Annotated in this window: 13 protein-coding genes; 3 read left to right on the top strand and 10 right to left on the bottom strand. The window is 71.6% G+C overall.

Annotation, left to right across the window (positions count from 1 at the left end):
- From BKH20_RS11575 to BKH20_RS11560, 4 genes are all read right to left on the bottom strand, one after another.
- The coding region (locus BKH20_RS11575; protein WP_143225005.1) for a hypothetical protein at positions 1-256 on the bottom strand (256 nt) is incomplete at its 3' end.
- A gap of 86 nt (positions 257-342) precedes the next feature.
- The gene (locus tag BKH20_RS11570; protein ID WP_075391176.1) at positions 343-1164 is read right to left on the bottom strand and encodes an alpha/beta fold hydrolase; all 822 of its coding nucleotides are present in this window, start codon (positions 1162-1164) and stop codon (positions 343-345) included.
- A gap of 294 nt (positions 1165-1458) precedes the next feature.
- Positions 1459-2370, bottom strand: coding sequence for a copper homeostasis protein CutC (locus BKH20_RS11565; protein ID WP_178388602.1), 912 nt, complete (start codon positions 2368-2370; stop codon positions 1459-1461).
- A gap of 66 nt (positions 2371-2436) precedes the next feature.
- Positions 2437-3351 carry a cation diffusion facilitator family transporter gene (locus BKH20_RS11560; RefSeq protein WP_075391175.1) on the bottom strand — a complete coding sequence of 305 codons (915 nt, stop codon included), beginning with the start codon at positions 3349-3351 and terminating at the stop codon, positions 2437-2439.
- 227 nt (positions 3352-3578) lie between these two features.
- Between BKH20_RS11560 and BKH20_RS11555 the strand changes: the two genes are divergently transcribed.
- Positions 3579-4358, top strand: coding sequence for a trimeric intracellular cation channel family protein (locus BKH20_RS11555; RefSeq protein WP_075391181.1), 780 nt, complete (start codon positions 3579-3581; stop codon positions 4356-4358).
- Between the two features lie 36 nt (positions 4359-4394).
- On the opposite strand, the gene BKH20_RS11550 is transcribed toward BKH20_RS11555, so the two are convergent.
- From BKH20_RS11550 to BKH20_RS11525, 6 genes are all read right to left on the bottom strand, one after another.
- A complete protein-coding gene (locus BKH20_RS11550) occupies positions 4395-4712 on the bottom strand; it encodes a protoporphyrinogen oxidase (protein ID WP_075391174.1) in 318 nt (105 codons plus the stop codon).
- A gap of 159 nt (positions 4713-4871) precedes the next feature.
- Positions 4872-5201, bottom strand: coding sequence for a hypothetical protein (locus BKH20_RS11545; protein WP_075391173.1), 330 nt, complete (start codon positions 5199-5201; stop codon positions 4872-4874).
- Positions 5202-5443: 242 nt separating this feature from the next.
- Positions 5444-6709, bottom strand: a complete 1266-nt coding sequence (locus tag BKH20_RS11540) for an App1 family protein (RefSeq protein WP_075391172.1) — start codon at positions 6707-6709, stop codon at positions 5444-5446.
- Positions 6710-6852: 143 nt separating this feature from the next.
- Positions 6853-8211, bottom strand: a complete 1359-nt coding sequence (locus tag BKH20_RS11535; protein ID WP_256693159.1) for a glycosyltransferase 87 family protein — start codon at positions 8209-8211, stop codon at positions 6853-6855.
- 60 nt (positions 8212-8271) lie between these two features.
- On the bottom strand, positions 8272-9522 hold the full coding sequence (locus BKH20_RS11530) for an MFS transporter (protein ID WP_075391171.1): 1251 nt from the start codon (positions 9520-9522) through the stop codon (positions 8272-8274).
- 87 nt (positions 9523-9609) lie between these two features.
- Positions 9610-10902, bottom strand: coding sequence for a hypothetical protein (locus BKH20_RS11525; RefSeq protein ID WP_075391170.1), 1293 nt, complete (start codon positions 10900-10902; stop codon positions 9610-9612).
- A 410-nt stretch (positions 10903-11312) separates the two neighbouring features.
- On the opposite strand from BKH20_RS11525, the gene BKH20_RS11520 reads away from it, so the two are divergent.
- Both BKH20_RS11520 and BKH20_RS11515 read left to right on the top strand, forming a co-directional pair.
- On the top strand, positions 11313-12179 hold the full coding sequence (locus tag BKH20_RS11520) for a PP2C family protein-serine/threonine phosphatase (protein WP_081381702.1): 867 nt from the start codon (positions 11313-11315) through the stop codon (positions 12177-12179).
- The gene (locus BKH20_RS11515; RefSeq protein WP_075391169.1) at positions 12176-13549 is read left to right on the top strand and encodes a hypothetical protein; all 1374 of its coding nucleotides are present in this window, start codon (positions 12176-12178) and stop codon (positions 13547-13549) included. The genes BKH20_RS11520 and BKH20_RS11515 overlap by 4 nt, the downstream gene beginning before the upstream one ends.
- The last annotated feature ends 55 nt before the right edge of the window (positions 13550-13604 follow it).

Below are 13604 nucleotides of genomic sequence, written 5' to 3'. Positions count from 1 at the left end.
CGGCGATCTCCTCACGGCGGGCGGAGACCGGCAGCTCCTCGGGGTAGACGATCGCCGGGACGGCGGCGGCGCGGGCGGCGAGCTGCTCGGAGGAGTAGCTCTTCCAGGCGTTGCGGCGCCTGCCCTCGGCCCTGCCCGGGCGCCGGCCCCGACGCCTGCCGCCATCGCCACGCGAGGCGCGCCGGCCGTGCTGGTCGTTGTGCCAGTCGGCCTGATCGCCGCTGTGTCCCTGGTTCCGGTTCTCGCCCTGTTCCATAGGTGACCTATTGTCCCCTATGCGCGCGTGGTCACCTCTCTCAGGTCGCTGACAGCGGAGGGGCAAGCGGCAACGGCTTCAGATTCTCAGCGCAGGCGGCGCTGCGCCCACTCCACGCTCAGGCGGGCGACCTCCTCCTGAGCCTGCTCCAGGGTCTCGGCGTGGACATGGACCATCTGGCTGGAGTCGGGCAGCAGCGGGAAGCCCTCGGCGGTCGCCTCGGCGGTGTCGGGCAGCTCGTTGGACAGCACCCCGTGCACCATGAGCACCGGCCAGGGCAGGTCCGCCAGGGTGCGCTGCGGATCCTGCATGGAGAAGTCGGCCAGCGTCTCCTTGGACAGGACGTTCCACTTCCGCGAGTTGGGGTTGTCATCCACCAGGCGCGTCAGCCCGTGCTGGGCGAGCTCATCGAGCTGCTCGGGGGAGAAGATCTCCTCCCACAGGATCGACTGCGGCCCCACGATGGCGCCCACGAGCACCGCCGTGCGCACATGCTCGGGCCTCGCCAGGAGCGCCGCCGTCGCCCCGAAACCGTTGGCGTGGATCATCTGCCGGGTGAAGCCCAAGCCGGCCAGCCAGCTGGAGGCCGCCCGCAGGTCCTCGGCCTCTCCCGCCAGCGTGATGACGTCGTCGTCTGACTCGCCCAGACCCGAGAAGTCCAGGTTGAGCGTGGCCAGACCCGCCTCGCGGTAGCGGGCACCGATCCAGTCCAGGCGCCCGCCCTGACCGTGACGGTCGGTGAGGAAGTCGTGCGCCAGCAGGACCACGCCCTCAGGTCGCGCCTGCGGGGGTGTGGCATTCTCCGACGTCGTGGAAACCTCCAGATCGATGGGGGAGGCTCCGGCGGGCAGCTGGAGGGTGCCGGCCAGGGTGATCCCGCGTGGGGTATCGATACGGACGTCGTTCATGGAGTCAACCTAAGACAGAAAATAGGGGTGAGCATGGGGGAAGGGTCGGTAGTTCTTCCGATTGCGCTTCGAGCGTGACGGGGGGGGCGTCGAAACCGCTGATCGCCGCCAGGACTGTGGATAACGACGAACCGTGAGGATTCTCCGGCAACGGTGGAACCCGGACCGGGGACCAAGGGCCGAGGAGGGTGACAAGAGCACCAGGCCGGGTGGGCGCCTCGAGTCGCACGGGGCGCCCACCCGGCCTCAGTCGCCCGTCGGGCGGGCAGGGCAGGGACGGGCGGCGCTGTCGAGCTACTCGGGAAGCGGCACCGCGCGGACCGTCTCGACGGCGCGGCGCACCAGGGCCTCATCGGTGCGCTGGGGCTCGTCGGGCGTCAGCCCCTCGCGGGGACAGCGCATGTGGACCTCGCGCACGCCGGTGGACTCCACCAGGTCGACCAGGCCGTCGGGGCGCACGGCCCCGGCCGCGACCACGGTCGGCCCGCCACTGGCCACCAGCCCGGCGATCACCGAGGCGCCGTCGGCCGCGGTCTGGGCCGCCCCACTGGTCAGGACGTAGCGCACGCCGAGCCCCTCCAGGTCCCCGTAGGCCTCCACGGTGTCACGGCACTGGTCGAAGGCCCGGTGGAAGGTGACTGGGGCGCCATTGGCCATGTCGACCAGCAGACGCACGAGTCCGCGGTCAATGGTGCCGTCCTCCGTCAGGGCGCCGACGACGAAGCCCAGGTCCACGGCCGGCGGCAGCGTGGTGCGCCCCCCGCCCGTGGCCTGGGGGCGGGTGAACTCGGCCATCTCCAGGGCCAGGGTGGCGATGCGCCGCACATCGGCGATCATGGCCCGGCCCTCATCGGCGTCGTAGACGAAGGACCCGCCCCGGGGTCGGATGAGGATCCGCAGGCCGAAGGGGGCGGCGGCCTCGGGCTTGTCCGCCCAGTGGGCACCGGCCTGGGCGCGGCGCTGCTCGACCTGCTCGGCGGCGGCGAAGATGGCTGCCTCAATGGTGCCGATCGAGGGGGTGGTGCCGGCGGCGGTGAGGTTGTCGCCCAGCTCGGCCCGGTCGGCCCCGGCCCGTGCGGAGATCCTCACGCCCTCGACGTCCTCGACGCAAGTCTCCAGGACGACGTGGTCGGGGTGGCGCCAGGCGGGGACGGGAGCGGTGATCGTGTGCTGGCGCAGCGACGGTGCTGATCCGGTGAGCCTCATTGCGTTCATGGGGCTGAGTCTGACATGTCCTCACGTTGATGGGAACCGAGTTGACGTCGGATGTCCTCAGATGTCCTCCAGATCCTCATAGGACTTGGGGTCCTCGATGGGCTCCAGGTGCGCCGAGATGCGCAGGCTGGTGTCGGCCTCGATGAGCTCGTCGATGACCTGCTCGGTGAAGTCGTGCCCCTTCTTGACGCTCCAGGCCGCCGGGACCAGCACGTGCAGCTCCATGAAGCGCCGGTTGCCGGCCTCGCGCACCCGCACCGCGTGGAAGTCGATCATGCCCGCCCGGCGGTGGCGCGCCAGAACCTCCTCCACGGTGCGCAGCACCTCGGTGGACGGGGCGATGTCCATGAGGCCGCCCACCGAGTCGCGGATGAGCGTGAAGCCGGCCCACATGATGTTGAGCCCGGCCCCCAGGGCGACGACGGCGTCGAGCACGGCCGAGCCGAAGACGGCCACCAGCGCCACCCCGACCAGGACCGCGGCGGAGGTGACGACGTCGGTGGCCAGGTGCTTGGCATCGGCCACCAGGGTCATGGAGCGCTCGCGGCGCCCGGCCCGGTAGAGCGCCCACGCCACCGCGCCGTTGAGGAGCGAGGCGATGACCGAGACCGCCAGACCCACCCCCAGCTGCTCGGGCATCTGCGGGTCGATGAGGCGCTCGATGGCGGAGATGATGATGAAGGCGGCGGCCACGAAGATCATGACGCCCTCGACGACGGCCGAGAAGTACTCGGCCTTGGAGTGCCCGAACTGGTGGTCGGCGTCGGCGGGCTTGGCCGCGATCTTCAGCACGATGAGGGCGACGACGGCGGCGACGAGGTTGACCACGGACTCGGCGGCGTCGGAGAGCAGACCCACGGAGCCAGTCAGCCAGGCCGCTGCCCCCTTGAGCACGATCGTGGCCAGTGCGGCACCGATGGACAGCCACGCGTAGCGGCTCAGGTCCTTGGGGGGCGAGTAGCGGGAGGACACGCCCCGATCATGGCGCGGACCTCAGCGCCCTGACCACCCGAGGTTTCGTGTCGCCGCAACGCGCGATCCGCGGCGGCCGGGTGCCCGTCCCGCGCTTCGCCGTGGGCTAAGGTGCCGGGTAGCGGCGGGCTGCCGGGCCGGCACCGGGGTCGACGGCGGGACGCCACCATGACAGGAGTGAAAGGCGGGCAACCGGGGTGCTGGACCTCTCTTCCCTCATGCTTCACATGCCGGCCTCCCTGACCGACACCTTCCGGCTGCTGGACCTGTGCGGGGTCCTGCTCAACGGGATCCTGGGTGGGCTCATCGCCCGACGCAAGAACTTCGACCTGGTGGGCTTCGTCGTCCTGGCCATGCTCACGGCCACCGCCGGCGGCATCCTGCGCGACGTCATGATCCAGGCCGGCCCGCCCTTCGCCCTGACCGACCCCTACTACCTCTACACGGCCTGCCTGGGGGCGACGGTCGCCTGGTTCGTGCCGCTGACCTCGCGGCCCACCCGGCGCCTGCTCGTGGCGGCCGACGCCGTCATCCTGGGGTGCTGGGCCGCCACCGGGGCCTCGAAGGCCCTCACCCACGGGCTCGGAGTCATGCCGGCGCTCCTGCTGGGCTGCCTCACGGCCATCGGCGGCTCCATGATCCGCGACGTCGCGGTGGGGGAGACCCCGGCCGTCTTCGGGGGCAACAAGCTCTACGCGATCCCGGCGCTCATCGCCGCCGGCACGCAGGTCGTGGCCGTCAAGGCGGGGGTGGCCGACGCGCACGCCATGCTCGTGTCCACCGTGGTCGGTGCGGGCCTGTGCGTGCTCGCCTACTGGCGCTCCTGGCAGCTGCCGGTCATCTCCGACCGGGAGCGGCGCCGGGCCGGGCGGCGCGAGGCGAGCGGCGCGCTGGTGGGCTGGCGCCGGGCACTCATGATGGGGCCGTTCAAGGCCCCCTCCTGGCGTGGCCGCGGCGGGCGGACGGCACAGCAGGACGCCCCCTCCCAGCGGCCCGAGCAGGGCTAAGGGCGGTCTGCGGCGTCAGCCGGCCTCAAACCGACCTCAGGAGCTCTCGCCGACCGGGCGCACACTGGCCTGTCCGGCGTCGACGGGCTGGGACTGGGCGCTGTCCTTGGATGACGGCGCCCCGAAGAGCCGCTCCTTGACGACGTCGGCGACCTTCTCGGTGACGGCCTCGCCCTGGGCGCGCACGGCCTGCTTGACGTGGCTGGAGGCGGCATCGACCCGGGTGCGCACGAAGGGCTGCTCGGCGACCTTGGAGGCCGCGGTCTTGATGCGCTCGTACTGGGCGCGCCCCGCGCGGGTCCCGAGCACGTATCCCGCGCCGAGTCCGAGGATGAAGGGGATCTTGCCGGCCATATCGTCTCCTGAGCTTGACGGAAGCACTGCTTGGTGCGCCATCACCATACCGGCCGTGGGCCGGGGCGACTGACGCGACAGGGTCTCGGGGGCCGCGTGATCGCCCACAGCGTCACGCGCGGGACCACTGCGGGGCTGCTACGGTCCTCGCCCCCGGAATCACACGGTTTCCTCCGAGGAGCCGCCGGTGGAGGGGATCGAGCCCGTCGCAGGGGCCTGGGTGCTGGTGCCGTGGGCGCTCGGCTGGGAGGCGATCAGGCCGTCCGGCGTGACGGTGGTGATGTAGGAGCGGCCGCCCAGGATGACGCCGAGCGTCACCAGCAGCCCGGTGCCCATGAGAGTGACGACCTGCAGCACGTTGAGGTCGGCCAGGATCGCGTGGCGGCGCAGCGAGGCCACGGTCGAGGTGGCGGAGCCGGTCGGGCCGGTCGGGCCGGTCGGTCCGGTGGGCTCTTCCGGGCCGGTGGAGTCTGTGGAGAAGCGGGTCATGTGGTTCCTCCTGTTCGCTGGGGATGGGAACGGGGGCGTTCGCCCCGATGAACCCAGGTAACCGCCGGGGCCTGTCGTCCTTGTAGGGCGGGCCTGTGCCGTCCCTGTGAACCGGGTGGGCCATGGACCGATCCGCATGCTGGCGGGGATCGTCGTCGGCGGAGGGGCCTGCGTGAGACATGCCGCATGGAGGGGGCGGCTGAGAATCGTGCCCGACGCCGGCGGTGGGTGCCGTGAGGCCGTCAGCGGCGCGGCGCGGCCTCCAGCAGCTCGCGGGGCAGGAGCCGGGCCAGCTCGTAGCCGTCGGCGCCCACGACGACGGGCACGTCGGCCTCGGCCAGGGTCCGGGCCTCGGGCCCGATACCCATGGGGTGGGCGGTCAGCCCTCCGGCGAGCACCTGCTGGGTGGCGGTCAGGTGGCGGATGGCGACGGCGGCGATCCGGTCGGCGTGGTGGCGGGCGGCCTCGCCGTAGATGTACGGGTCGTGCTGGCCGTCGTCGCCGAAGAGGATCCAGGTGATCTGGGGCAGGTCGATCATGAGCCGGCGCAGCTCGGTGCGCTTGTGCTCGATGCCCGAGCGGAACCAGCCGGTGTTGGTCGGCCCCCAGTCGGTCATGAGCGCGGGCCCCGAGGGGAAGCCGTGGCGGGAGAAGAAGGAGCGCAGGGTGGGGACCACGTTCCAGGCCCCGGTGGACAGGTACATCATCGGGGTGCCCGGGTGGGCGGCCTGGATGCGCGAGTAGAGCTCGGCCATCCCGGGGACGGGCTCGCGCGCCGAGGAGTACTTGACGAGCTGGTTCCAGGCGGCCACGAGCACGCGGGGGACGTGCGTGACCATGGCGGTGTCGTCGATGTCGGAGATGATGCCCAGGCGCGGCCCCTCGGGGATGATGAGGACCTTGGCGGCGACCGCCTGCGCCCCGGTCGCCTCGATCCTGGCCTCGTGCCAGCCCGGCTCCAGACCGTGATCGCGCACGACGACGTCGATGTAGCCGCCGCGGTCGGCCCGGGTGCGCACACTGGCCCGGCCCACGTGGACCGTCACCGGCAGGAAGGCCACCGGCACCTCAATGAACAGGCGCCAGCCCCGCTGGGCGTCGAGCAGACCGGTCATGGCGAAGCTGCGGGCCTGGGCAGCGCTGACGGGAAGGGCGTCGGGCAGGGAGCGGAACAGCGGCCCCTCGGCGGGGGCGTCCTGGGGGCGCATCACCATGCGGGCCAGGACCCGGGCCATAGAGGCGGGCCGGGTGGGCTGGGAGGAGCCGGAGGAGGCCCCGCGGGATGCTGAGGCGGAGGGCCGGTGGGCTCCGGCCGCGCTGCGCTGGGCCGCCGTGTCCCGGTGCTGCTCCTGGTGGCGCTGCGCCGTCGGGCCGGGCTGGGCCGGGGCACTGGTGCCGTAGCCGTCGTAGGGAATGACGCGGGGGCGCCAGCCCTGGCGCTTGAGGACGGGGACGGTGTCGCGATGGAACTGGTCCTCGACGGCGCGGGCGATGTCGGAGAGGGGCACCCCTGGATCCTAGACGACTCAGTGGTTCCGATCTTGTGCGTTCGTAGGGTAGATCGTGCGTTCGTAGGGTAGGTCGCCGGTTCGTACCCTTAACCCCCGAACGCGAGGCATAAGGTGCGAACGCGAGCGCTCCTCAGCGCCTCTCAGCGGCGCAGGGCCCTCAGGCGCCGGCCGCTCGCCCACCACAGGACGGCCCCGCAGCCCAGCGCCCACCAGGTGTAGCTCGAGCCGACGGCCTTGGCCCAGGTGGGCCAGTTCTGCTCCACGTGGTTCTGCTCGGGGAACCACCACTGCATCGCCAGGACGAAGACGAGGAACCCGGCGGCGCCGGCCACACCGAGCGCGGTCGAGCGCCAGCGCCAGGTCGCCGCCGCCACCGACATGAGCGCGGGCAGGCACCACACCCAGTGGTGCGACCAGGAGATGGGGGAGATGAGCAGGCCGAGCACCATGACCACGCTGATCTGAAGGGACAGGACCAGGCCGTCGTCCTGCCCGGGACCTTCGGCCGCGTCGCTGGCACCCCGCAACCGATCCAGCCGGCGGCACAGGAACCAGGCCGCCACCACGGCGAGCAGGGAGCAGACCGCCCAGGTGAGGTTCCAGGCGGACTCCGGCAGGCCCCGGGCGATCGCCCCCTTGAGGTTCTGGTTGCCCGAGTAGTCGGCGAAACCGGCGCGTCCCGGATCCCACATGGCCGAGGTGAAGAACTCCCAGGACTCGGCGGGGGCCGCCAGGGCGGCCAGGAGCGTCAGCCCGACGGCGCTGCCCGCCATGGTGGCCGCCGCCCGCCACTCCCGACGCGCCAGGAGCACCAGGATCGCGACCGCCGGCGTCAGCTTGATCGCGGCGGCCAGGCCGCTGAGGGCCCCGCGCCAGCGCGAGCGCTCGGGAACCAGGAACAGGTCCACGGCCACCAGCGCCATGAGAATGGCGTTGACCTGTGCGTACTCCATGGTCTTGGGGAAGGGCTCCAGAGCGATGACCCCGATGAGTGCCAGCCAGGGCGACAGGGTGTGGGCCATCCAGGACCCGACTCCCAAGCGCCTGAGAACCGCGTAGGTGGTCACGGCGGCGCACAGCGGCGTGGCCACGATCAGCAGCACGGTGGCCGACTGGTACGACATCCAGGTCAGTGGCGCGATCACCCAGGCCGCCAGAGGCGTGTAGGTGAAGGGCCACAGATGCTGGGCCGGGTTGGCGTACCAGCTGTAGAGGTCCCCGCCGTCGAGCCACTGACGGACGGCCTCGTAGTAGACGAAGGAGTCCAGCTTGAACAGCCACTGGCCGGTGTCATCCACCAGGGACCAGTAGGCGGGCACCAGCAGGGCCAGCCACCCCAGAACGGCGACGACGGGCGCTGAGACGACGGCGCGCGCAGCCGCCACCAGCCGCGCAGGCCGGGCGGCAGGCGTCCCGCTCCCAGGGGCCGGGTGGTCCGTGGGGCCGGTGCCCGACTGGGAGGGACGGGAGACGTGTTGTGGATTTCCTGCGATCGGCATCGTGCTGAGTGTAGAAGAGGCACCAAGAGCGCTGGGAATCGAGCCGCCCGCCGACGTCGCTCAGTGACCGCTCAGAGAGCCGCTGGTCCGTGCTCGCCTGAGCGCGGACAGTCCCAGGAGACCAACCACGACGGCGCCCCAGGCGAAGGCAGCCACCGCCAGGTACCCGGCGCGCGAGCCGCCGGCGTCCGTGGCCTGCCCCGCCAGAAGGGAGCCGATCGAGACCCCGATGTTGAGCGCCGTGCTCACCCAGGCCAGGCCCTCGGTCAGCTGGGAGGGGGCCACCGTTACCTGCACGATGTTGTTGCCGCTGGTCAGGGTGGGGGCGATGGCCAGCCCCGTCAAGAGGGCCAGGACGGACAGCACCACCAGGCTCGGCGCGAAACCGAAGGTTGAGGCCCCCACCGCGAGCCCCACCAGCCCGGCCATGAGCTGCTTCCACAGCGGCCACCCCCACGTGCGCGAGCCGTAGAGGAGGGCAGCGACGAAGGAGCCCACGCCCCACACCGCCAGGATGAGTCCCGAGGCGGACTTGTGCCCTGCCTCGGTGGCGAAGGCGACTGCGGCGACGTCGTTGGCCCCGAACAGGGCCCCCAGGATGAGGAAGACGACGGCGATGGACACCATGGCGCCGTAGCGCATCACCGCAGGGTGCTCCGCGGCCTGATCCGACTGCTCGGTGGCCTCAGCGGTGCGCCGCCGAGTCGGGTGCGGCGTGGGCTCGGTGGTGCGCTGGCTGAGGAACCACAGCCCCCCGAACAGCTGCATCACCACACAGCACACCCAGCCCGAGGTCACCGGCAGGAACGGCGTCGTGCACAGGGCCGTGGCCAGCACCGGCCCGAGAATGAAGGCCACCTCGTCCAGGGCCGCCTCCAGAGAGAAGGCCGCGTGAACCTCCTCGGGGCGGGTGAGCATCGCCGTCCAGCGCGCCCGCACCAGTGAGCCCATGGAACCGGCCAACCCTCCCGCCAGAGCCGACAGGGCGGCCAAGACTCCCAGGTGCGTGCGCATGGCGGCGGCGAGGACCAGCCCCACCAGGCTCAAGGACGACACGAGGACCGCGGGCAGCATGACCCGCGACTGGCCGTAGCGGTCGACGCAGCGGGCAAGGATCGGCGCCCCGATGGCCATGGCCACGAAGTTCGCGGCGCTGACCAGACCCGCGGCCGTGTAGGAGCCGTAGAGCTCCTCGACCGCGAGGATCGTGGAGATCCCCACCATGGACATGGGGAAACGGGCGATGAGCCCGGCACTGGTGAAGGAGCGGGCACCGGGGTGAATGAGGATCGTTCGGTAGGAGGTGGCCATGTCGGACGTCGTGTGCTGCTGGAAGGTGAGGCTGACAGAACGGGTCGGAGCCCCGACGGGCGGGGCTCCGACCTCGGGTAAGAGTGATCAGTTGCCGCTGTGGGTGGTGGAGGTGACGCTCTCTCGGCTGAGAGTGAAGCCCTGACCGTTGACCTGGTTCCAGCAGTGCATGCCCTGATCGGTCGACTCACAGGCGAAGGCGGAGTGCTTGGCGGCCGAGCCGTAGCTGAGGCTGACGCCCTTGGTGGAGAAGGTCGACCCGCAGCTCTGGCTGGACTTCCCATCGGCGTCGATCGTGACCGTCAGCGGCTTCGAGGAGTCGCAGGAATTGGTCTTGGCGTGCTCGTTGATGACGCAGGCGACGTTCTGGTCGTTCAGGGTGCAGGTGATGTTGCCGCTGGGGGCGTCGAAGGCGGACAGCTCCTGAGCGTTGGCGGGCGCCGGCGCCTTGAACGTGGGGGTCGCCGAGGCGCTCGGGGTGGCCGAGGCCTTGGGGGAGGCGGACGGGGAGGCCGGGGAGGGGCTGTCCTGAGCCGCGGCCTGGCCGGAGTCGGCCGGGGCCTCGGTGCCCGAGTCGGCGGCCGAGCCCTTGCCGCTGCCCCCGGAGAGGTACCAGGTCGCCAGGAAGACCAGGACGGTGGCCACCAGGAGCGCCAGGATGAGCAGGATGCGGTTGGAGGTCAGGAAGGAGGAGGGGGGCTGGGAGTCATCGTCCTCGGTGCCGACGCCGAAGACGCCGTCGTCGCCGGTCACTGCGGGGGCCTGCTGCACGGGAGCCGGAATGACCGGGCTCTGCGCCTGGGAGACGTTCGCGGACTGCTGGAAGGTTTGCTGCAGGGCGGGCTGAACCGGCCGGGCCGGCGACTGGGAGGCCATCGCCTGGGCGGGGCGGGACGTGGGGACGGAGACGGTCGGGTCGCCCGCGGCCTGGAAGCCGTCAACCTGTGTGTTCGCACCGGCTGCGTTGAAGGCGCTCGGTGCGCTCGCGGCGCTCCTCGAGCTGGTGGCGGAGATCGCAGAGGCGCCGGAGGCCGCGCTGCCGGGCTGGAGCGAACGGGGCAGGGTCACCTGAGTGGGGGCCTCGGAGGACCTGGCCGATGGTGCGCTCGGCTGGGCGCCGGGGGGCGAGACTACTGCCAGCTGAGGCGATGACTGCGCCGACGGCGCTGACTGGGGCTGGCTGCCGCGAGAGGCCAGGGCTGCGTCGACCGCGGGGTCCCCCAGGGTTCCCAGCCACTCCAGGAGAGCGGGATAGGTGCGTGGGTTGGCGGCGATGTAGGGGCGCAGGCCGGGGTAGTTCTGTGCCAGCTGGTGGAGGGTCTCCAACTCTGCATTGGGATCCTGCGCTCGCGCGACAAGCTCGTCCTTGGCCTGAGACATGCTGGGTCCTTCGAGGGTCGGGAAAACGACGTCGGTCCAGGTTGTGACCGGCACCTGGTGCCGTCGTGGGTCGGGTTCGGGCCACCCGTGATACCGAGTCAGGGAACGCAGTACCATCTCGGCGGCATGTGGGTCGGTCAGCCGGCCACGTTGGAAGACTACCTGAGGACACCGTGACTCCGACTGCCTGACGGGTCACGGCCGCAGCTCGTCAGTGTCTCACGACGGCGGATCGTCGCCGTTGGCGGCGGCGGAGGGGCCCGGTCGGCGGGCGCAGCGGGGGCCGGCGCCGCCGCCTGCGATTCGGTGCAGGCTCCCACATGATGGAATTGGGGCGGTGGTGCGGTGGTTCCGGACGGGGTGCTGGGGTTTACTAGGGGAGTGCATGCGACGCAAGGGAAAGGGAGCCGATGACCGAGCACGTTCGTGCTGATGCCGATGCCATCGTGATCCGCGGTGAGGACGGTATCAGGGCCTCAGAGGTCGTTGTCGGTGCGGCCACTGACGTGGGGCGCCTGCGGACGATCAACGAGGACGGCTACCTCGCCATCGCTCCGGCCTTCGTCGTCGTCGACGGGATGGGCGGGCACGCCGCCGGCCGTATGGCCACGCAGGTGGCCCTCGACTCCCTCTACTCGCTGGCCGGGACGATCGTCACCGACGTCGACACGGTGGTTCGCGCGGTGGTGGCCGCGCAGGAGGCGATCATCGCCATCCCGTCCCACGCCGCCTACCTGCCCGGAGCGACGATCGCCGGCGTCATCCTGGCCTGGATGGTGGACGAGCAGGGGGTGACGCGACCGACCTGGGTCATCTTCAACGTGGGGGACGCCCGGGTCTACCTGCTGCGCGACGACATGCTCTCCCAGGTCACCCGCGACCACTCCCGGGTCCAGATTCTCATCGAGACCGGTGAGCTCACCCACGAGCAGGCGCGCCGCGACCCCCGCCGCAACATCGTCACCCGGGCGCTGGGCGGAGGTATCGTCGACTCCGGCGTCCCGGACCTCTACACCGTTCCGGTGGTCGCCGGGGACCGGTTCCTGATCTGCTCCGACGGGCTCAGTGACGAGCTCGACGACGAAGCCATCGCCACCGTGCTGGCGGCAGGCTGCACGGCGCAGCGCACGGCCGAGCTCCTCGTGGCCGCCTCCCTGGAGGGCGGAGGGCATGACAACACCACCGCCATCGTCGTCGACTCCCTCCAGGTGCCGGCTCTTCCATCGACGGCGCACACGCCATCCCTCGGTGGCGCGAGCAGTCAGGGGGCGCGGTGACGGACTCCCCGGTTCCCTCCCCCTGCCCGCCACGTGAGCGCGTCCCGCTGCCCGAGGGGCTGACGCGCCTGTCGGACGGCGCTCTGCGGGTCGACGGCGTTGACGGGACCGCCGTCATCAACCCGGCTGTCGGCTGCGAGCCCGGTGGCGTCTCCGTGGAGACCGGCCTGCGGGTCCTGCAGGCCCTGGGCGGCACCTACCTGCCGACGGTGGGGCCGGCGGCCCCGGCGGCCTCGAGCGGGCCCTCCCCTCAGGACGCCGCGCCCTCGCAAACCGCAGCGCTGCGGCGCTCGGCCCCGCGCTCCATGGCATCGAAGCCCACCGGCATCATCCCGGCCGAGCCCAGTGACGAGACCACGCTGCTCAAGCCGATCACCCCGATCTCCCCGGCCTCGGGCTCGCCCCAGGAGACGGCCCCGGAGCCCTTGCAGGTGCCTTCTCCCGCCCCGGCCGATTCTTCCGCCGCGGCCTCTCCCGTCATGACCTCTCCTGCCGAGGCTGCTTCTCGTGCCGAATCCGACAGGTCCGCGGACTCGGCTCCCGAGCTGCTGGAGACGGGTGTCTGGGAGGACCCCGACGACCCCTTCGAGCCTCCGGAGCAGCAGCACCCGGAGAACACTGAGGCCACTGCGGAGGACCTGGACACCGGCGACGTGAGCCCGTTCCCGGACTACCCCGAGCCGGAGCCCGGCTCGGGGCGTCGGCGGCGCGGCGCCCACCGGGCCCCCACCGCCCCCTCGGCGAGCTCGGGCGGCAGTCCGACGGCCAACACCCCCACTGCACCGGACAACTCCAAGAGCAAGCAGCCCCAGCCCGTCCGGGAGCCCCAGCCCTTGGAGGCCCTGCCCGACACGGAGGTCGTCTCCGCCTCCGAGGCGGCGCTGATCGCGGCGCCCCCCGTGCGGGCCTCGATCTGCCCCCAGGGGCACGCCAGTCCTCCCGAGCTCCGGGAGTGCCTCATCTGCTCCCAGCCCCTGACGGGAGTGATCTCCTACGTGCGCCGGCCGGCTCTGGCCACGCTGACCCTGTCGACCGGCGCCGCCGTCGAGGTCGCCGGCGACGTCGTCATCGGACGCGCCCCTCAGGTGCAGGCCGGGGGCGATCCGCACATCGTGACCCTGGTCCCGGTGGCCAGCCCGCAGCACATGGTCTCGCGCTCCCACCTCATGCTCACGACCTCGGGGTGGAGCATCCTGGCCCAGGACCTGGGCTCGTCCAACGGCACGGTCCTGGCTCGCCCCGGTGCGACGCCGGTCCTGCTGGGACCGGGAATGCCGACGCCGGTCTTCATGGGGGATCTCATGGACGTCGGCGACGGGGTGACGCTCCGTATTGACCCGCCGTCGTGGCTGAGGTTCCGTAGTGGCTGAGGTCACTGTCCGAGTGGTCGTGCTTCGCCGGTGCGGCTCCGGCTTCTCAGTAAGA

The sequence above is a fragment of the Actinomyces oris genome (genome assembly GCF_001937445.1).
GTDB lineage: Bacteria > Actinomycetota > Actinomycetes > Actinomycetales > Actinomycetaceae > Actinomyces > Actinomyces acetigenes.
The sequence above is the reverse complement of the archived record's forward strand: the minus strand, read 5'-3'. Positions and strand labels throughout refer to the sequence as shown.